At 57.6% G+C, this 18,300-nt stretch carries 15 protein-coding genes; 12 read left to right on the forward strand and 3 right to left on the reverse strand.

The features are described 5' to 3' along the window. The first annotated feature begins 105 nt into the window (after positions 1–105). The 9 genes from ZBT109_RS03940 to ZBT109_RS03980 all read left to right on the forward strand — a co-directional run bounded on the left by ZBT109_RS03940 (position 106) and on the right by ZBT109_RS03980 (position 12,023). Complete coding sequence (locus tag ZBT109_RS03940) at positions 106–1,653, forward strand: ABC transporter substrate-binding protein (protein ID WP_027706264.1); 1,548 nt, start codon at positions 106–108, stop codon at positions 1,651–1,653. A 9-nt stretch (positions 1,654–1,662) separates the two neighbouring features. Next, positions 1,663–2,619, forward strand: coding sequence for an ABC transporter permease (locus tag ZBT109_RS03945; RefSeq protein ID WP_027706265.1), 957 nt, complete (start codon positions 1,663–1,665; stop codon positions 2,617–2,619). Further along, entirely contained in the window at positions 2,616–5,054 is a 2,439-nt protein-coding gene (locus ZBT109_RS03950; protein ID WP_051524227.1) for an ABC transporter ATP-binding protein/permease, read from the forward strand. Before ZBT109_RS03945 ends, ZBT109_RS03950 begins: the two co-directional genes overlap by 4 nt. 302 nt (positions 5,055–5,356) lie before the next feature. Further along, positions 5,357–7,138: an ABC transporter ATP-binding protein gene (locus ZBT109_RS03955; protein ID WP_027706267.1), complete on the forward strand. Its 1,782-nt coding sequence runs from the start codon at positions 5,357–5,359 to the stop codon at positions 7,136–7,138. Next, the gene (locus tag ZBT109_RS03960; protein WP_038279648.1) at positions 7,135–8,868 is read left to right on the forward strand and encodes an ABC transporter ATP-binding protein; all 1,734 of its coding nucleotides are present in this window, start codon (positions 7,135–7,137) and stop codon (positions 8,866–8,868) included. The genes ZBT109_RS03955 and ZBT109_RS03960 overlap by 4 nt, the downstream gene beginning before the upstream one ends. Before the next feature lie 193 nt (positions 8,869–9,061). Continuing rightward, the gene (locus ZBT109_RS03965) at positions 9,062–9,406 is read left to right on the forward strand and encodes a hypothetical protein (protein ID WP_027706269.1); all 345 of its coding nucleotides are present in this window, start codon (positions 9,062–9,064) and stop codon (positions 9,404–9,406) included. A 297-nt stretch (positions 9,407–9,703) separates the two neighbouring features. Then, on the forward strand, positions 9,704–10,414 hold the full coding sequence (locus ZBT109_RS03970; RefSeq protein WP_027706270.1) for a helix-turn-helix transcriptional regulator: 711 nt from the start codon (positions 9,704–9,706) through the stop codon (positions 10,412–10,414). Between the two features lie 32 nt (positions 10,415–10,446). Continuing rightward, positions 10,447–11,151 (forward strand): helix-turn-helix transcriptional regulator, encoded by a 705-nt coding sequence (locus tag ZBT109_RS03975; protein ID WP_051524228.1) that lies wholly within the window; start codon positions 10,447–10,449, stop codon positions 11,149–11,151. Positions 11,152–11,318: 167 nt separating this feature from the next. Next, the gene (locus ZBT109_RS03980) at positions 11,319–12,023 is read left to right on the forward strand and encodes a helix-turn-helix transcriptional regulator (protein ID WP_051524229.1); all 705 of its coding nucleotides are present in this window, start codon (positions 11,319–11,321) and stop codon (positions 12,021–12,023) included. Positions 12,024–12,078: 55 nt separating this feature from the next. Here the strand turns inward: ZBT109_RS03980 and ZBT109_RS03985 are convergent, their stop codons facing one another. Both ZBT109_RS03985 and ZBT109_RS03990 read right to left on the reverse strand, forming a co-directional pair. After that, the gene (locus ZBT109_RS03985; RefSeq protein WP_027706271.1) at positions 12,079–12,759 is read right to left on the reverse strand and encodes an HAD family hydrolase; all 681 of its coding nucleotides are present in this window, start codon (positions 12,757–12,759) and stop codon (positions 12,079–12,081) included. 59 nt (positions 12,760–12,818) lie between these two features. Next, the gene (locus tag ZBT109_RS03990) at positions 12,819–13,268 is read right to left on the reverse strand and encodes a YbjQ family protein (RefSeq protein WP_038279651.1); all 450 of its coding nucleotides are present in this window, start codon (positions 13,266–13,268) and stop codon (positions 12,819–12,821) included. A gap of 298 nt (positions 13,269–13,566) precedes the next feature. Between ZBT109_RS03990 and ZBT109_RS03995 the strand changes: the two genes are divergently transcribed. The 3 genes from ZBT109_RS03995 to ZBT109_RS04005 all read left to right on the forward strand — a co-directional run bounded on the left by ZBT109_RS03995 (position 13,567) and on the right by ZBT109_RS04005 (position 16,959). After that, complete coding sequence (locus ZBT109_RS03995; RefSeq protein WP_084261958.1) at positions 13,567–14,706, forward strand: HlyD family secretion protein; 1,140 nt, start codon at positions 13,567–13,569, stop codon at positions 14,704–14,706. Beyond that, entirely contained in the window at positions 14,703–16,253 is a 1,551-nt protein-coding gene (locus ZBT109_RS04000) for a DHA2 family efflux MFS transporter permease subunit (protein WP_027706273.1), read from the forward strand. Before ZBT109_RS03995 ends, ZBT109_RS04000 begins: the two co-directional genes overlap by 4 nt. Before the next feature lie 214 nt (positions 16,254–16,467). After that, on the forward strand, positions 16,468–16,959 hold the full coding sequence (locus tag ZBT109_RS04005) for an META domain-containing protein (protein WP_051524230.1): 492 nt from the start codon (positions 16,468–16,470) through the stop codon (positions 16,957–16,959). Between the two features lie 355 nt (positions 16,960–17,314). On the opposite strand, the gene ZBT109_RS04010 is transcribed toward ZBT109_RS04005, so the two are convergent. Beyond that, positions 17,315–18,277: a metal ABC transporter solute-binding protein, Zn/Mn family gene (locus ZBT109_RS04010; protein WP_027706274.1), complete on the reverse strand. Its 963-nt coding sequence runs from the start codon at positions 18,275–18,277 to the stop codon at positions 17,315–17,317. Between the last annotated feature and the right edge of the window lie 23 nt (positions 18,278–18,300).

Raw genomic sequence — 18,300 nt, forward strand, 5'->3', positions numbered from 1 at the left:
CAAATGATAATGATTGTCATTATATTGATGTCGCCCCTCTTTTATCTCATACTGCGCCGATAGCGATGACGTTCTTGGATGGTTGTGTGTCAGGGGGAGTCAGGCATGAAGCGCAACATGAGTCGGCGTGCTCTTTTGAAAGCTGGGGGACTGGGCGTGGGGGGGCTGCTGCTTCCGGGGTCGCTGCTGGCAGCGGGAGAGATGCCTTCTGGCACTGCACCGAGGGTGCGTCGTGGCGGAGTGCTGCGTGCGGCGTTTGCTGGCCGTGCTGGCACGCCCATGAATGTATTGCAGGCGACCCGCAGTCCTCTTGACTATGTGCGAGCACGCTTGGTCTGGGATGCGCTAGCCGACACCGATGATGGGCGTATCGACTACCGCTTGATGACCTCGGCGGTGTCCGATCGGACAGCGACCCGTTGGCGACTGACAATCCGACGCGGCATCACCTTCAGTGACGGTCGACCGCTGACGGCGCGTGATGTGCTCTACAGCCTGCATGTGTTGGCGAGCAACCCTTGCACGCAGAGCGGTTGGCTAGCCCCGTTGGATACCGCTGCCTCCCGCATTGACGATGATTACACTTTGACACTGGTACTAAAGCAGCCCGTCGGGGCTTTTGACTGGCGGCTGGCGCAGGGCATGTTCGTCTTTCCTGCGGATACGCGCGATCTTGATCACGCGCCGGGAACGGGGGCGTGGACACTGACGTCGTCCAGCGATAGCGTCAATGCCTTCTCTCCGCGAAGTGATTACTGGGACAGCGAGCGTGGGCCGCTGCTGGATCGCATCCAGCTGTACGGCATCATGGACATGAACGCGCGCGTCAACGGATTGAAGGCGGGGCAGTTCGATTATGTAGGAGGTGTGGCACTCACAAGCGGCCTCACTGAGCAACATAATCCCAACGTCAAGGTAGTGACGGCACCGCCTGCCCTCTGGGATAGTCTGATGTTCTCAATGAACCTCAGTAAGCCGCCGTTCGATTCGCCTGACGTATGCGAAGCATTGAAGCTCTCCATTGACCGAGAGGCGATGGTGCGCACGCTATCGTTTGGAAAGGGCGATGTGGCCAATGATACGCTGGGACAGGGTCAGCCGTGGCACAACAGTACGCTGCCACAACGCCACTACGACCCCGAGCGGGCACAGGCGCTGCTCAAGAAGGCGGGGGCGCCGCCAAGCCTGTCCATATTGACCAGCAACTATGCTTGGGGGCTGGCCGAAAGCGCGACGTTGCTGCTGCGCCAAGCCAAGCCTGCCGGATTCACTCTGAGTCTCAACAAACTGCCTGCTTCCGACTATTACAGTGATCTTAATGCACTGTTCGATGCTCCCCTCAAAACCAACTATTTCCACCCAATGCCGCTGCCTGTCGCGCTGCCGTTCTATTACGGTCGCCATGCGCCTTATCCGTTTACCGGTCCTTCTTCACCGAAACTCAATGCCTTGATGCAGACATTGCAAGCCGCACAGGGGGAGGCGCTGGTGAACGCCGTGCACGATGTTCAAGAAGCGCTGTATTTCCACGGGGGGGATGCCATTTTCATGCGTATCCCTTCTATCGCTTTGAGTTCTCCTCGCGTCAACGGCGTTGAGGCCGCGGGTTATTTTGACTATCCCACACTGCGCAGTGCCTGGCTGGCGGGTTGAGGAGGCGGCGTGCATATCTTCAAAGCCATGCTATGGCGGGTCGGTAAGGTGGCCATCACGCTGCTAGTGCTTTCTCTCATACTGTTCTGGCTGCTGTCACTTATCCGCGGTGATGCCGCTTCCGCGCGGTTGGGCAGCACCGGAGGCGCTGACCAGGTGGCTGCGCTACGCCATGCGCTCCATCTCGATCAGTCCTTTGTAACGCGCTATGGCACGTGGCTGATGCACATGCTGCACGGCGACTTTGGCCACAGTGACGTCAGTGGCGATCCGGTCATGCCGTTGCTGGTGGTGCGTGGCAAGGCCTCGCTGCTACTGGGCGCGGTCACGATCGCGCTGCTAGTGCCGCTGGCGATTGTGCTGGGCGTGTGGAGCGGCCTGCATGAAGGGCAGTGGAGTGATCGTCTCATCAGTACACTGTCGCTGGTCGGGCTAGGAACGCCTGAGTTCGTGATCGGTACACTACTGGTGGCATTACTGTCGTTCACACTGCACTGGCTGCCTGCGCTGTCACTGTGGCATGACGGAATGTCATACCGTGAGTGGGCGTTGATTATGGTGATGCCCGTACTGACGCTGTTGAGCGTTTGTCTGGCCCAGAACGTGCGTTTAATCAGAGCAGGCACGCTGGCAGCCACCCGCAGCGAGGCTTGTCAGATGGCGCGTCTGAACGGGTTCAGTGAGGGACAGGTGATCATGCACTGGATCATGCCAATGGCGATGATCACCTATGTTCCTCTGCTAGCGCGCTACGTCACGGCACTGCTGAGCGGGGCGCTGATTGCTGAAACCCTCTTTTCATGGCCAGGGCTGGCCTCGACGCTGCTGGACGCGACGCAGAGCCGCGATGTGCCGGTCATCATGGCGATCGCGATGCTGATCTGCACCTTTACCGTCGTAGTCAATGCGCTGGCGGATGGACTGGCGCGGTTGGCCAGCCCTGCCGCTAGGCGGGAGGCGTCATGACCGCTCGCCGATCGTTGACTTGGACGCAGTGGCTGTTGCTGCTCTGTGCGGCAACGGCGCTGCTGATAAGTCTGTGCGGTCCATTGTTGGCGCCCTATGGCATAGATGACATCGCCGATATGCCCTTTGCGCCGCCGTCAGCTGATCACTGGCTGGGCACTGACTACCTGGGCGCTGATGTGTTGAGCCGTTTACTGGTGGGTGGTCATGAGTTGATCGTGTTGGGACTGGCGGTTGTGGTATCGGCATGGCTGATAGGAGGCGCGCTGGCGATGCTGAGCACACTGCGCGGTGGCTGGCTTGAGCGCCTAGTGCTGTCTGTGGTCGACGTGCTGCAGAGTCTGCCCAGTTTGGTGGTGCTGATGGTGACGGTAGCGCTGCTGGGAGCGGGGTATCGCAGTGCAGCCTGTGCTGCCGTGTTGATATCCGCCGTCGATATCATTCGCATTGCGCGGGCCGCGACCCTGCAGGCCATGCAGCATGACTATGTCGATATCGCGCGACTGCGTGGTGAGTCAACGCTGTGGATCCTCGCCTACGAGATTGCGCCGAACCTTTGGCCGCTAGTGGTCGCCGACGTTGGCGTACGCTTCATTGCGGCGGTCTTCATCATGGCTACTGCCAGTTTTTTGGGGTTGGGCGCGCAGCCCCCCATGGCCGATTGGGGGTTGATGATCATGGAGAACAGCCAAGGGTTAGGCCTTCAGCCGCTAGCGGTGCTTGCGCCTGTCGGTGCGCTGTTGTTGCTGCTGGTGCCCGCCAACCTGTTGCTTGATGGCATCGTTGCTCGTCCCCGCGGCCCGAAACGCTATCCGAAGGCGCCGCTATCTCGGCAGTCGGTATGCACCGCACCGTGCAGCGATGTGCTGGATATTCGCTCGCTCAGTATTCATCACGCCGACCAGCCTTTGCTGCAACAGGTATCGCTGGCGCTGGAGGCAGGAGACGTGGTGGCATTGATCGGAGCCTCCGGCAGTGGCAAGACCACGCTGCTGCATGCGGCACTCGGTGAACTACCGCACGGCTGCCATGCAACGCAGGGCGGTATCTGGCTGGCTGGAGAGGACATGCTGGCCATCCCCTCGGCGCGTCAGCGCCTTCTTCGCCGTCGCTATGTTGGCTATCTGCCTCAGGATGCGCGAGCAGCACTGCTGCCGTTTCAGCGTGTGGGGTTAGTGCTGCAACGGCGTGCCCGCGCACTTGGTTTGCCTCGAGCGGCACGCACGGCTCGGTTGCTTCAGCAGCTGCAGGATGTTGGGCTACCCGCGGATGCCGCCTTTTTGCGCCGTTATCCTCATCAGCTGTCTGGCGGTCAGCGTCAGCGCATCATGCTGGCTCTGGCGCTGCTGGGACAGCCGCGTCTGCTGGTACTGGATGAACCCGCCAGCGCACTGGATAGTATCGCCACTCAATCCCTGTATACGCACATCCGTCGGATTGCCCGCCAGCGTGGAATCGCGGTACTGATGGTCGCGCACGGCCTAGAGCAGGCCGCCAGTATCGCTGACCGTTTCATCGTGCTGGAAGAAGGGCGTATCGCCGAACAGAGTAGGGTCGCTGATTTTCTTGCGGCACCCACCAGTTTGGCGGGCCGGCGTCTGATGAGGGCGCAGCGGCGCGTCTCCGTACTTGGCTCCGAACGCCCTTCTCCGACATCGTCGCCCATCCTGAGTGTGCAGTCTCTGGAGTGTGGTCATGGGGCGACAGCGCCGCTGTGGCAGGACGTTGGTTTCCGGCTGGCGCGCGGAGGCTGTTTGTCCATCGTCGGTGAATCGGGGTGTGGTAAGACTACACTGCTGCGCTGCCTGCTGGGACTTCATACGGCATCGGCTGGATCGCTGACGCTGCACGGCCGGCCGCTGGTGCAGTGCCTAAACGAGCGTACGTGTGAACAACAGCGTTGCCTGCAGTATGTGCCGCAGGATCCCTACGATTCTCTCAATCCTTTCTGGTCGGTCAGGGCGCTGCTAGGGCGTTTACTGCATCTCTTTTCTCCTGAACTGCCGCGTGCTGCTCGCGAACAAGCGCTGGCCAATGCCATGCAGCGGGTGGGGTTGCCCGAATCCCTGCTGAGCGTGAAGGTGCAGCGGCTGTCTGGCGGTCAGCGCCAGCGCGTGGCTCTGGCGAGAGCCTTGCTGGCGACACCGGATGTTCTGCTGTGTGATGAAGTGACCAGCGCACTCGACAGTGAACGGCGTAATGCACTGCTGGATGTGCTGGATCATCTGCGGCGCGAGCGGCAGATGACCCTGATTATGGTGACTCACGACATGGCCGTTCCCGCTCGGCTGGGCGGTGACATTCTGGTGATGGGGGAGGGCGGTATCGTCGAACGCGGTGCCGTTGGTGAGGTCTTTGCGGCACCGAAGCACCCCGTTACACATGCGATGCTGGCCTATGCCAGCATCGGGGGGGCACAGCAAGAACGCGTATAGCGCTAGCACCGGAGCTGATACCTCTTCTCATTGGGCGTGCCCCTCAGGACTGTTGATCACTCGCATGTGTTCAGGGCGTTTGTTGACCGAGCGTCACCTTCCTATGGTGCATATAGCGTAACGTGCGCCCGCTTATCATCGTGAGCAGCCTGTCTGTGTGCCGGATAGGTGATGCGCGCAAGCGACGATTGCATTGTCAATGACGGCCCTCAAAACAACGTGTTCGAGCAGGCGTGTCTGGTGATGGGCCTTGTCATGAGGTTCATCAGTGTCGATGCGGCTCTTTCAAGGGGAGATATGAGATGAAGGGATTCGAACTCATTCAGCAGTTGATCCGCCTGTCACCGACGGTACGGTCGCGCATTCGCTGTGGTGTTGCACTGGGCGTTGCGGGTGGTTTATCAACGGTCATCGGTCTGACGTGTTGCGCCTATGCTGTCGGGCAGCTGGCGGTGGGTTTGCCGTTGGCTGCCGAGTTCTGGTACTGGCTGGTGGGTGGCGCCTTGGGACTGTGTGGCGGCTTCATGGCACGCAATCTGGCTGACCTCATCACGCATGACGCGTCCTTTCATCTTGAAGTCGTGATTCGCAAGCGGCTTGCTGAAACACTGGCCCATCTGCCGCTCGGAGAGGTGCAGGGGCTAGGGGCAGGGCGTCTGAAGAAGATCATGCACGATGACGTCAAAGGGCTGCATGCGGCGGTTGCCGATGCATCGCCGTTCGTTGGTGTTGGTGTCAGCCAGCCGCTGGCGGCATTGCTGATGCTACTGCTCGTGCAGTGGAAATTTTTCATCGTGGTCTGCTTGATGATGCCCGTCATCATGCTGTGCATGTACATGATGACGCGTGACTTTGCGACCCAGCGCGAGCGCTACAGTACCGCTAGTGAGAACATTAACGCGGCCGTGATCGAGTTCGTGCAGGGGATGCCCGTAGTGCGCACCTTCGACGGTGATCGTGTTGCCTTCCGGCGCTTCAGCGCTAGGGTGGAGGACTTCACCCATGCAGTGGCGCAGTGGCTGGCGGCATCACGCCGCTCCAGTAAGGCTAATGCGGTGTTCATTGCACCACTGCCGACCCTGTTGCTGCTAGGGCTATTTGGGGTGCCTATGCTGCACGCGGGCATGATCTCGCTGACCGATCTGCTGTTGGCACTGATGATCGGCACCTTGCCGGTGCAGGCAGTCATGCCGCTAATGTTTCTATCCAATCTATTGAACGATGCCAAGGCATCAGCGCATCGCATCTGTCAGATACTGGCCCGTCCACCGTTGCCCGAAACGCAGTTCCCCCAGACGCCGCAGCGTTTCGACATCCGCTTCGAGCACGTCTCGTTTTCCTACGCTGTGCAAGGGCGAGGGGCAGCCCTTACTGACGTGTCGCTGACCATTCCTCAAGGTACGGTCTGTGCGCTGGTCGGCACCTCTGGCTCGGGCAAGTCGACCTTGGCGCGACTGATTCCTCGCTTCTATGACGTCAGCCAAGGGGCCATCCGCATAGGAGGCATTGACCTACGTGATATCGCCAGCCGCACGTTGCTCCAACAGGTGGCCTTCGTTTTTCAGGAGCCGTTTTTGATCAAGGGTAGCGTGGCGGACAACATTCGTTTGGCAAAGCCCGAGGCCTCTGATGACGACGTTGAACGGGCCGCTCGGGCGGCCAACGCACACGACTTCATCGTCAATGTGCTGGAAGACGGTTACCAGACCCAAGTGGGCGAACGTGGCGGCCGGCTATCCGGCGGGCAGCGTCAGCGCATCACTATTGCGCGGGCGATGCTGTCTCAAGCGCCGATCGTGATTCTGGATGAGGCAACGGCCTATATCGATCCTGAAAATGAAGCCGAGATTCAGGCCGGCCTTGCCCGTCTGATGCGAGGCAGAACAGTGCTGATCATTGCCCATCGTCTGTCCACCATTACTCAGGCTGATCAGATCGTTGTGCTCGAGAGCGGACGCGTAGTCGAACAGGGACGTCATCACGCATTGTTGGCCAAAGAGGGGCGCTATGCCCGCATTTGGCGTCACTACGATGCTACCCAGCAGTGGGGCGTGAATGGCGGCAGGCAAGGAGAGGCACGATGAAACGGCTATATAGATTGATGATGCTGATTGCGGGTCGCTATGCCCCGCAGTTCCGACACACGCTGGGCTATGTACTGGCCGCGGTAGTGGTTCAGGTGATGTCGTATGCCGTGTTGGTGCCGTTGTTCTACATCATGTGTACGCCTACCGTGCCGCTTGAACGGCTCTGGCCGTGGCTCGGACTGTATGCTCTGTTAGTGGTGGCTGAAGCGATGCTGCGCCTGAAGAGCATGGGGTTCACTTGGCACTGCTGGCACCGCGTGATCGGTGATACCCGCCTGCGGCTAGGGCAGGCCCTGTACGACATACCACTGTTGACACTGCGTCGATACGATGCGGGCGAACTGGCTGACACCATTGGTGGCAACGTCAATGTAGCGGCCTCTGCACTGTCGTCGCTTGCCACGCTGTTCGTGCAGATGGTGACACTTCCTGCGCTGATGATCGTGTTGATGCTGCTGATCGACTGGCGGCTGGGGTTAGCATTCGCCATCGCGGGAGGGCTCATGTTGCCGCTTGTCCGACGAGTACAGCGGCTCTACCAGCGGGACAGCCTGCGTGTTGATGCCGCCGATGCGGCCAGTGCCGCACAGATCGTCGAGTACGTGTCAGGGCTGGCAGTGTTTAAAGCGACCGGCCAAGCGGGGGCCGATTCTCCGCGTCTAAGTGCCGTCTTTGAGCATCAGCATGATGCGCAGCAGGAAGGCAGCCATTCTGCGGCGTACTATGTCTCGCTGTGCCAGCTTATCGTGCAGCTGGCACTGATCGTGATGATTGCCGTTGGAGGAGTGTTGGTCGCACACGGGCGGCTGAATGTCGCCACGCTGGCAGCACTGCTAGTCATCGCTGTACACCTAATCGAACCGCTGGGCATCATCGCCACCATGAGCAAGCTGTTCGAAATGGCCGAAGTGGCGCTGTCGCGGATCAATGCGCTGCTGAAGGTGGCACCACTGCCGTGCGGTGCAGGCGCTTCGATGCCAGAAGACGTGACGGTCGAACTGAAGAGCGTCAGTTTTGGTTACCGTCCCGATCAGGCACTGCTGCATAACGTTTCGCTGACGCTGCCTGAGCACAAAATTACAGCGCTGGTAGGGCCATCAGGCGCCGGCAAGACCACCATCACCCAGCTGATTAATCGCTTCGCAGACCCGTTGTCGGGCAGCATTACACTGGGGGGTGTCGATATCCGTACCTTTACGCCCCAACAGCTCGCTCACGCCATCTCGGTGGTGTATCAGGACGTTTGGCTGTTCGACGATACGATTCGCGCTAACCTACTGTGTGGTCGCCCCTCGGCGACCGAGCAGGAGATGAAGGATGCCGCCAAGGCTGCCAATATCCACGACTTCGTGAACGCGCTGCCACAGGGCTATGACACCGTGGTCGGTGAGGTGGGTGCCATGCTGTCCGGTGGGGAACGTCAGCGCCTGTCGATTGCCCGCGCGATTCTCAAGGATGCCCCTATTGTCTTGCTGGACGAACCGACGGCGTCCCTTGATTCCGAATCGGAGTTCGCCGTACAACAGGCCATCGACGCACTGGTTACGGGAAGGACGGTCGTGATCGTCGCGCATCGCCTGACCACGGTCATCGGTGCCGATCAGATTGCGGTGATTGACGAAGGGCGTGTCGTCGAATGCGGTACGCACCAAGCGCTGATAGCAAGCGGTGGGCGCTATGCCCGAATGTGGCAGGCCCAGAGCGTCACTGTCGAAGTCGCTGAATAAAGGACGTGTACGGCAAGAGATGGCATGCGTGGAGACCTTGCACGGCGCTGATGCGTTGCGCTTTTTTGCAGCGGGATCAATGCGCTGCGACAAATAGCGCTATGTCGTTATCTTTCTTTTTATATTCATCAAGTTAATGGATAATAGGACGGGTGATTAAAGTTTTTCTTAAGCATTTAGGGGGAGAATTTCAATGTCAACCACGACACTTAGTGCACAGGTTTCACGCATGCTGTCCGTTGCTGTGCTGGGTGGTGTGCTGGCACTGGCCGGCTGCAACAGCGATATCCACAAGACGGCACCCAGTCAGCAGGAAGAAGCCATTGCGACTAAGGCCTGCCAGCTGACCACGCAGCTTATGCAACGCGGCGATACCAATCATGAATGCATCAAGGTAGAACTTGATCGCAAGGTCACCGATACCTTCTATCAGGCGCATGCCATTCTTGAAGATGGTGGCGAACAGCCGATGGGCATTCGTCTAGTGGACAAGGAATCTCAGGAGATCACTATCGTCCTACGTGGCTCGCTGTGGTAAACCATCGGGTCACCCACTATTGAACCGAGCTTTGAAAGCCGCCCGATCAGGCGGCTTTCTTTTGTTGTGGGCGCTTGTAGTGCGCTTGAACGACGCGATCTGATCTTATAGACAGTAGTCGCTGCATTCGTATTTTCTTTAGAGTAATCAATCTGCTTTTAAGTTGGCGGCTTATAGATACCACGGGTATTCCTGCGTATTACGGATGCTAATTTCCATCGCGAAGATGCGATTAGAAACGTCTCCGACAAATACTGTCTAGCGCTGCATGCACAACAACCGAAGGGGGATAGGTCCATGAACGCCAATAATTGGAAGATTGACCTGTTCTCCTCGCTGGATGCGGCCCAGTCGTTACAGGGCGTGATGGACGCCTCCGTTGCCGCCGTGCGTCCTTTCGGGTTCGATTTCTGTGTCTGGCGACTGGCATCGAGTGATACGCAGGGCGGGCAACATCTCTCCATCACTTCTTCGAACGATATGGCGCACCAGCAGGAAAGCGCCCGCCGCTATGATGATTCCCCGAGTTCCCGCCATTGCTTGCAATCGTCTTTACCTTTCAGTTGGTTGGGAACAACCCAAGACAAGGCTTTTCATCTGGCTCCCGAACTGTTCGAAGAATATTACGGTCTTGGTCACCACGCGGGCTGGTCCAAGTCGATAGATACCGATGAACAGCACTACAACATGTTCTATGTCGAGAGCACGCAGCCATTTTCCGCCGCCGATATGCACAGCGCCGATCAGCACCTGCAATGGGTATGTGCCGCTGCCTATGTGCGGCTCAACGAACTGCCGACTACGGTGGACATTGCCCTGACGGCCGAACAGCGGCAGATACTGCGGCTCTACGCGCAGGGCTGTCCGCACGTCGAGGAGATCGCCGATGTCCTGCATAAGCCTCTCCGGTGGATCAATGCCGTGCTGGAGAATGCCTGCAAGCTGCTGGGCTGTACGGATATCAATATGGCGGTGGCGCGCGCCATTTTTCTCAGGCTTCTTTATTAGGATGACCTTCCAAGTAGCAAAGGACACTCGAAATGAACAACTGGCAGGTTGATTTATTTACGGGCCTTGGGCGTGCCGATACCGTGCAAGACATAGTGGATGTGACTGCCAAGATCATAAAACCCATCGGGTTTGAATATTGTGGCTTCCGGTTGCTATTTCCCTTGCCGCTCTCTCGTCCTCAGCTGATAACGACCTATACCGCTGAAGACGAGATGTATGAGAAGGAAAGGAACGGTGGCTATCTGGAAACACCAATGTCGGTGCACTGTTCGCAATCAATGACACCCTTCGTGTGGGAAGGCACCACCGAAGATTCCGTCTTTAAGCAGATGCCAGAGGTTTTTGAAGAATACTACGGTTACGGCCATCGAGGCGGCTGGGCACAGTCGTTGATCGAAAAACAGAACATGTACAGCCTGTTCTATGCCGATAGCAGCACCAGCATGACAGCGGCACACCTTGAACGTGTGACCTTGAAAATGGAATGGGTCGCGACAGCGGTACTGAGCCGACTGAATCAGATAAAGCATACCTCTGGCATACAGCTGTCACTGCGTGAAAAAGAAGTGCTGCGCTGGACAGGCGATGGCAAGACAGCCGATCAGATCGCTGAGATATTGATGCTCAGCCCCAGCACGATCAATTTCCACCTGCGCAAAGCCATGCAAAAGCTGGATGCGCCCAACAAAACGGCAGCCGTTGTGCGCGCCATCTTCCTTAGACTGTTGTTTTGACGTGCCGCCCGATTATGCAGGCTGATCCAATTTCCACCTGAGCCGTGCCGAAGAAACTGGACGCATTCAACAAGAAAACCGCTGTCAGGAAGGCGCTATATCGCCACTTTTTCTGGCGCTATGTAGAAGAGGATGTCCAGTAACAATTACATCAAAGGACACTTGAAATGAACAACTGGCAGGTTGATCTATTCACTGGTCTAGAAAACGCAAACGGCATGCAGGATGTGCTGGATGCCACCATAAAGGTCATAGCCCCTATTGGGTTCGAATTCTGCGGGTTTCGCTCCCTCATTCCGCTGCCTTTGGCAACCCCCAAGATAATGACACTGTATACGGCAGAGGATAAGACATACGAACGTGAGAGGAATGGGGATTACCTAGAAACGCCCATGTCACGTCACTGTGCTCGGTCAATGACGCCATTTTCATGGGAAGGAACGACCGAAGATGCCGTCTTCAAGGAAATCCCTGACCTATGTGAGGAATACTACAGCTCTGGTCATCGTGGGGGATGGGCACAGTCGTTGGTCGAGCGGAAAAACATGTACAGCGTTTTCTATGCAGATAGCAGTGACAGCCTAACCAAACGCTATTTGGATAATGTCGATTTCAGAATGCAGTGGGTCGCGACAGCGGTACTGAGCCGAATGAACAAGGTAAGAAGCGATACCGATATACAGCTGTCACTGCGTGAAAAAGAAGTGCTGCGCTGGACAAGCGATGGTAAGACAGCCGATCAGATCGCTGAGATATTGATGCTTAGCCCCAGCACAATCAATTTCCACCTGCGTAAAGCCATGCAAAAGCTAGATGCGCCCAACAAAACGGCAGCCGTTACACGCGCCATCTTCCTGAAATTGCTTTTCTAACCATGAATACTGAGTGCACGGAAAGGGTGATGGCCGCTTCCCGTGCGTGGTGTTATTACGGCATTTCGGCCATTAAACGGGCCACTACCTGCGGCAGATCGCGTAGGTCATACAGTTCTAGTGCGCCTTCCGGAGTCGGTTCGTCAGGGTGATGAGGCTTGAAATGCAGTGTGTGCATGCCCGCTGCCAGCCCTGCTTTCACTCCTACCAAGGCGTCATCAATGACGATGCTGTGTTCGGGGCGGCTGCCCAGATCTTTTGCGGCCTTGAGGAACATGCCCGGATCCGGTTTCCAGCATTTCAGATCGTAGCCGGAGTAGAGGCGGTCGCCGAAGTAGCGGCCGAGGCCAGTGACCTGCATCGATAGGCGCACCTTGTTACCTGGACCGTTAGAGGCGATGCAGTGGGGGATGTCCACCAGTGCGTCGAGTGCTTCTTCAGCGCCGTCAATCAGCCCCATATCCGTTTCCATGCGCTTCAGTAGGCGCACGCGCATCTCTGCCTCGGCCTTGGCAGCCTGCTCAGTTGTCACTGGAAGCGGTCCGTGGCGCGCCTGAAGCTGGTTAAGGATGGATAGGAACGCGGTGCCCCTGTAAACGTGCAGGTAATCATCGGGAACGAATGGAAAGCCCAGCGATGTGAACGCGGTGGCGATTTCGTCGGCCAGCAGGGGTTCACTGTCGACCAACGTGCCGTCGCAGTCGAAAATCAGGCACCAGTCAGATGTTGTCGCCATAAGGTTCTCCATTCACTTGGTCTATAGAAGGCGCATGCTAACGCGTGTGGAGCGTGCGGTCAGTCCGGCAATGTCGCCATGGTGCCTTTCAGTGACACGTTAGCTGTCATGCTGCCTACATGACACTGGTAGCTGTCGCTATCGTTACGTGGCGAGCGCGAGTAGTCGCTGACGATATTGACCACGGCATTGGCTCCTACGGCGCGTGCACGTTCTTGCAGCGTTACTAGGTTTTCTAATGCAACGTTGCGACAGGCGCTTTCAGCCGATTTGAACAGGGCATTGCCCGAGCGATCGACGAAGTAGTCGTGACGCCACGAGGTGGGTTGGGGGAACTGTTGCTGGCCGAAGAAGAGCCGTACGGCAGGATCAAGCCGTTCCTGCGCTTGAGGCATGGCCAGAACGTCGCGATAGGGCAGCGTATAGCCGGTATCATCGGCCTGTACATTGCCTGCCGACAGGCCGATAAAGCCTACAAGCAGGGCACAAAGGTATCCGCGTTGCATCATGATGATCGACCTCTGATGGACAGAAGAAGGAGGGCAGGCATTGGCCTGTCGCTGGATTCTTGTATCGAGTATATCGTCATCCCCTAGCGCTCACTATCGGAATACGGAACACTGTTCGATAGAAATGCACACATTTGCATCATCTGCCGCTACAATGGCGGAGCCAGTGCGTTGCGATGGTCTAGGCAATCGCGTACCCTTTCTGGCGTGATCGCGTCCGTGCCTGTGCTGCTCGTGTGCCAGGCCCACTCGGTCGGCCCTATTCCTGTTCGCCCGCTTATATCTCCTTGGAATCGCCATGCATGCATTGACCAGAACGTGGCTGAAACGCTTCATCATCACCCTTGTCGTCTTTATCCTGCTCGTCGCTGGCATGTTCATGCTGGTGTCTTGGTTGCAGTCGGGGCGGTTCCACCAATCGACAGACAATGCATATGTGCGAGCGGATTCGGTGTCGCTACGCAGTGAAGTCACTGCGCGCGTGCTTGATGTTCCCGTGATTCATAACCAGCAGGTGAAGGCCGGCGATGTGCTGGTCGTGCTTGATCCTACCGATTATCAGCGTCAGCTGGAAAAAGCCATTGCGGCACTGGATGAAGCGAAAGCCTCCAGCGTTGAAGCGGCCCGCAACATCGAGCTCCAGCGCGCCACCATCACCCAATACAATGCACAGCTGGCGTCGGACACAGCACGCGATGAGCAGGCTCGCGTTAGCTTGGCGCGTATCCAAGAGCTGTTCGACAAGGGGGCTGTGTCTCGACAGCGCCTTGACGACATGCAGGCCGACTACGATGTGGCGCATGCCGCTGTGCGCGCCGAACGTGCCGCTATTATCTCAGCGCACCGCAGCCTAGAGCTGCGCGAGGCTTCCCTCGAACGTGCACGTGCCACGATTGCCGAAGCGCAGGCTCAGGTCGACTATGCGCGCCATCAGTTGACCAAGACGCGCATCATGGCACCCACCGACGGTGTTATCGGTAACGTCAGCGTCGAGAAGGGAACGCTGGCGCAGCCGTCCCAGACCCTGATGACGCTGGTACCGGTACATTCGCTGTATATCGTCGCGAACTACAAGGAAACGCAGATCACGCGCATGCGTATCGGTCAGCCGGTCGAGATTCGTGCTGATGCCTATCCTGATATTCGCTTTACCGGACAGGTCGAAAGTTTGGCACCGGCTACCGGCTCGGCCTTTAGCCTGCTGCCGGTTGACAATGCTACCGGTAACTTCAACAAGATCGTTCAGCGCGTGCCGGTGCGTATCCGCCTGACAGGGCCGCTTGATAAGCTCAATCTGCTGCAGGTCGGGCTGTCCGTCGAACCCAGCGTTGACACTCATGATCTCGGCGGGAATACGTTGTACGTTGCCCCTGCGCTGCGCACGACGGTAGATGAAGTGTCTACTTCCACCACGGCAGATAACGCGAACCACTCATGAGTGCAGTCAAGGCGCTAGGCCCACAGGAAATGCCACCACTGCGGGTGCAGATAGGGTTCTTCGCCGCAGTGCTGGGGATGTTCATGGCCATTCTGGACATCCAGATTGTGGCCAGCTCGCTCAACGAGATACAGGCGGGCGTGTCGGCCAGCCCTGACGAGATCGCATGGGTGCAGACGGCTTATCTGGTCGCTGAAGTCATCATGATTCCGCTGGCCAGCACCATGGCGCGTATCATTTCCACCCGCATCATGTTCGTGATCTCAGGGGGCGGTTTCGTACTGGCGAGCGTTGGTTGCGCTATGTCGGAATCTATCGGGCAGCTGATCATCCTGCGTGCGTTGCAGGGGTTCCTCGGCGGGGCGATGATTCCGCTGGCCCACGCCATCAGCTTCACGCTGTTTCCGCGCAATCAGATGGGCAAGATCCAAGCACTCATCGCCATCGTGGCCACTACGGCACCTTCCATCGGGCCGACGCTCGGTGGCTATATCACCGAGCACCTGAGTTGGCACAGGCTGTTCCTGCTTAACGTGGTGCCGGGGGTGCTGGTTGTGGTCGGTGTCTGGCGTTTCCTTGATATCGACAAGGGCGAGCGATCGGTCCTCGAGCAGCTCGATGTGATAGGGCTAGTACTGATGGCGTTCTTCCTCGGAACGCTGGAATACATTCTCGAGGATGGGCCGCGGCACGATTGGCTTTCCAGCCAGCCGGTATTTATCTGCGCCGTGATCTGTGCCATTTCCGCCGTACTGTTCTTTCTGCGCGTCTTTACTACCGCTCACCCCATTATTGACCTGCGATTGTTCCGACAGCGCGATTTCTGCGTCGGTGTCTGGCTGAACTTCATTCTGGGCGTGGCGGTCTACGGACTGGTCTATCTGATGCCGCTGTATTTCGGTACGGTGCGAGGCTTCAGCAGCATGCAAATCGGCAATATTATGGCCGTCACCGGTGTGGCGATGTTTGTCTCTGCGCCGATCTTGGGCCGCGTCAGCGACCATGTCGACCTGCGCATGTTCATCTTTGGTGGCTTTGCACTGGTTGGCTGGGGATCATTGATGAACGCCAACCTGACGGCGCAGTCCGATTTTCATGAATTCTTCTGGCCGCAAATCATCCGCGGTGTAGGGATGATGATGTCCTTCATCGCCATCTCGCGTGTGGCGCTGGGGAACCTGCCTGCGCGCGATGTCGGTCAAGGCTCGGGGATTCTGGACGTCATGCGCAACCTTGGGGGCGCCATCGGTCTGGCACTGCTGAACACGATTCATCTGCGCCAAGTTAGTTATCATTGGAACCAGATGATTCCCGCCATTAATGATGGGCGGCCAGAAGTGGTCGAGCGTCTGCAGACCTATGAAGTGATGCTGTCGTCTACCGACCATCCGTGGGCGGCCGGTCTGAAGAGCATTGCGGCCTCGATTACTACCCAAGCAGAGGCATTGGCATTCACCAACATCTTCTATTGGCTGGGGCTGATGTTCTTCATTTCTCTTCCTCTCGTGCTCATACTGCGCAAGGCGCAGTCCAAAGGCGCGCACTGATCGCCATTGATGATGGCGAGGTGCGCCGCCACCCGCTACAGTAAGCCTTGAATACTGACAACTTAGGTCAGAATTTTGGCAAGCATCATGGTCAACGTGCCGATATGCTTGAGAGGCATTTTGCCGCTGATTATTCTCTAGTTCATACATGGAAACGGCGCTCGGCTCAGGTTGAGCACGGAGGGCAGAGCGCTCTGCCCAGGGAGGAATCGTGATGATGAAGCGTTCGGTAGTAATTCTTGGCATGGCTGCTCTGCTGGCCGGTTGCGGGCACAGCAAGACGGAGAGCGATAACACGCCGCCGACCTTGAACGATGCAGTGAACAACCACGTCTTCGAACTGAAGGAAGTCGATGGTAAGGCAATTGACTCGCGTGAAGTGGGCGCACCGTCCCTTAGCTTCGTGCGTAACGATGACGGTTCATTGCGGATCGCGGGGCAGATGTGCAACAGCTTCTCTGGCAGCGCCAAGCTGGATGGTCAGGTGCTGACAGCGCCGATGCTCGCTATGACGCGCCGCCTGTGTGCTGATGATCAGCTGAATGCACTCGACCATGATATCGGTGCCATGCTCGAAAAAGGTGCCACGGTAGAGTATGGTCGCGGCAAGCTGACCCTTAAGGCCAACGCGAAGACACTGGTGTACTTCATTAAAGTCGGCAGTGCTGCCGAAGAAAAGCCAGCCGCTAGCGGTGGTCATCACTGATCGTTGACCTGACGCCCCTCATCTGACGAGAAACTCTGCGTATGACAGTACGGTATCTCTTTTTAAGGTGAGCTTGGTCGGTCGGTGAATAAAGGCCTGTATTCCATGGAATGCAGGCCTTTTTGTGTAGGAGTGAGCAGCGAAGCCATGGGCGGGAGGCCCGGGTGATTAGGGCGGGTGCATGTGACGTGGATGGCAGGTTCAGAGGTTTAAATCTGATGAACTTGATAAGAGAGGGGAACTGTTGATACGTCGGTTCTTCATGACAAGGGGCCTCGCTCATCAATGTGAGCGAGGCCCCTTGCGTTTTCAGAGCGCTGACCGCTCCGCTCTGTACTCATCCAGAGTCTTTGGCTCAGGGGCGCGGTGCCGCTGGAGCATGCAATGCGTTATACAACAGATCGGCATTGTGTTGCATCATGCCGAGGTAGGTGCTGGCATCGCCTTTGGCCGCCAGCGCATCGGAGTGCAGGGTGCCTGCGATCGGAACACGCGTTTCCTGAGACAGCTGGTTCAGCAAGGCCGAGCGCGTCATGCTTTCATTGAACAGTGCGCGCACGTGATGTTCGTTGACCGTGCGTACCAGTCCGGCAACGCTGGCCGCAGATGGATCGTCTTCGGTGGATAGCCCTTGCAGCGCCATAAATGGCAGGCCATAAGCGTTGGCAAAATAGTTGAAGGAAGCGTGGCCGGTAATGACGACACTGTCTTTTGGCAGTTGCTGCATCTGCTGGCGAATTTGGCCGTCCAGCGTCATGATGCGCGCGATGTAGGCGTCGGCACGCTGGCGATAGTCGTCGGCATGAGCCGGATCGACCTTGATCAGACCGTCGCGGATATTACGGACGTACTGAGCACCGTTGCGCAGATCCTGCCACGCATGTGGGTCCTGCGGACCGTGATGGTGATGGTGTTCATGACCCGCTTCATGCTCGTGCGCATCATGATCGTGGTCATCATCGTCATGCTCTTCCTGATTTTTGAGCGGTGTGATGCCGTCGCTGGCAATGACGACAGGGTTGCGATAGTGCGCAGCATCCAGCAGGCGTGACATCCAACCTTCGAACTGCAGGCCGTTGAAGACCACTAGGTCTGCTTGAGCGATGGCCCCTACGTCACGCGGGCGCGGGTTGTAGCCATGCGCATCACCTTCTGGCGAAATCAGTGAGCGAACGTGGACGTGTTCTCCCCCGACTTCCTGCACCATGTCATCCAGAATACTGAAGCTGGTAGTGACGTTGATGGGCCGTTCGGCGGCGTGACTGGCAAGTGGGACGAGCGACAGCATCAATGACATCATGAACGCGACTGGCTTCATGGGCGATCTCCTTGTCTATTACG

This window comes from Zymobacter palmae (assembly GCF_003610015.1).
Lineage (GTDB): Bacteria > Pseudomonadota > Gammaproteobacteria > Pseudomonadales > Halomonadaceae > Zymobacter > Zymobacter palmae.

Coding starts and splice junctions, on each gene's coding strand:
- ZBT109_RS04005 (WP_051524230.1), top strand. CDS start 16,468: ATGATGAAGCGTTCGGTAGTAATTCTTGGCATGGCTGCTCTGCTGGCC.
- ZBT109_RS03970 (WP_027706270.1), top strand. CDS start 9,704: ATGAACGCCAATAATTGGAAGATTGACCTGTTCTCCTCGCTGGATGCG.
- ZBT109_RS03995 (WP_084261958.1), top strand. CDS start 13,567: ATGCATGCATTGACCAGAACGTGGCTGAAACGCTTCATCATCACCCTT.
- ZBT109_RS03965 (WP_027706269.1), top strand. CDS start 9,062: ATGTCAACCACGACACTTAGTGCACAGGTTTCACGCATGCTGTCCGTT.
- ZBT109_RS03960 (WP_038279648.1), top strand. CDS start 7,135: ATGAAACGGCTATATAGATTGATGATGCTGATTGCGGGTCGCTATGCC.
- ZBT109_RS03990 (WP_038279651.1), bottom strand. CDS start 13,268: ATGATGCAACGCGGATACCTTTGTGCCCTGCTTGTAGGCTTTATCGGC.
- ZBT109_RS03950 (WP_051524227.1), top strand. CDS start 2,616: ATGACCGCTCGCCGATCGTTGACTTGGACGCAGTGGCTGTTGCTGCTC.
- ZBT109_RS03980 (WP_051524229.1), top strand. CDS start 11,319: ATGAACAACTGGCAGGTTGATCTATTCACTGGTCTAGAAAACGCAAAC.
- ZBT109_RS04000 (WP_027706273.1), top strand. CDS start 14,703: ATGAGTGCAGTCAAGGCGCTAGGCCCACAGGAAATGCCACCACTGCGG.
- ZBT109_RS03985 (WP_027706271.1), bottom strand. CDS start 12,759: ATGGCGACAACATCTGACTGGTGCCTGATTTTCGACTGCGACGGCACG.
- ZBT109_RS04010 (WP_027706274.1), bottom strand. CDS start 18,277: ATGAAGCCAGTCGCGTTCATGATGTCATTGATGCTGTCGCTCGTCCCA.
- ZBT109_RS03975 (WP_051524228.1), top strand. CDS start 10,447: ATGAACAACTGGCAGGTTGATTTATTTACGGGCCTTGGGCGTGCCGAT.
- ZBT109_RS03940 (WP_027706264.1), top strand. CDS start 106: ATGAAGCGCAACATGAGTCGGCGTGCTCTTTTGAAAGCTGGGGGACTG.
- ZBT109_RS03955 (WP_027706267.1), top strand. CDS start 5,357: ATGAAGGGATTCGAACTCATTCAGCAGTTGATCCGCCTGTCACCGACG.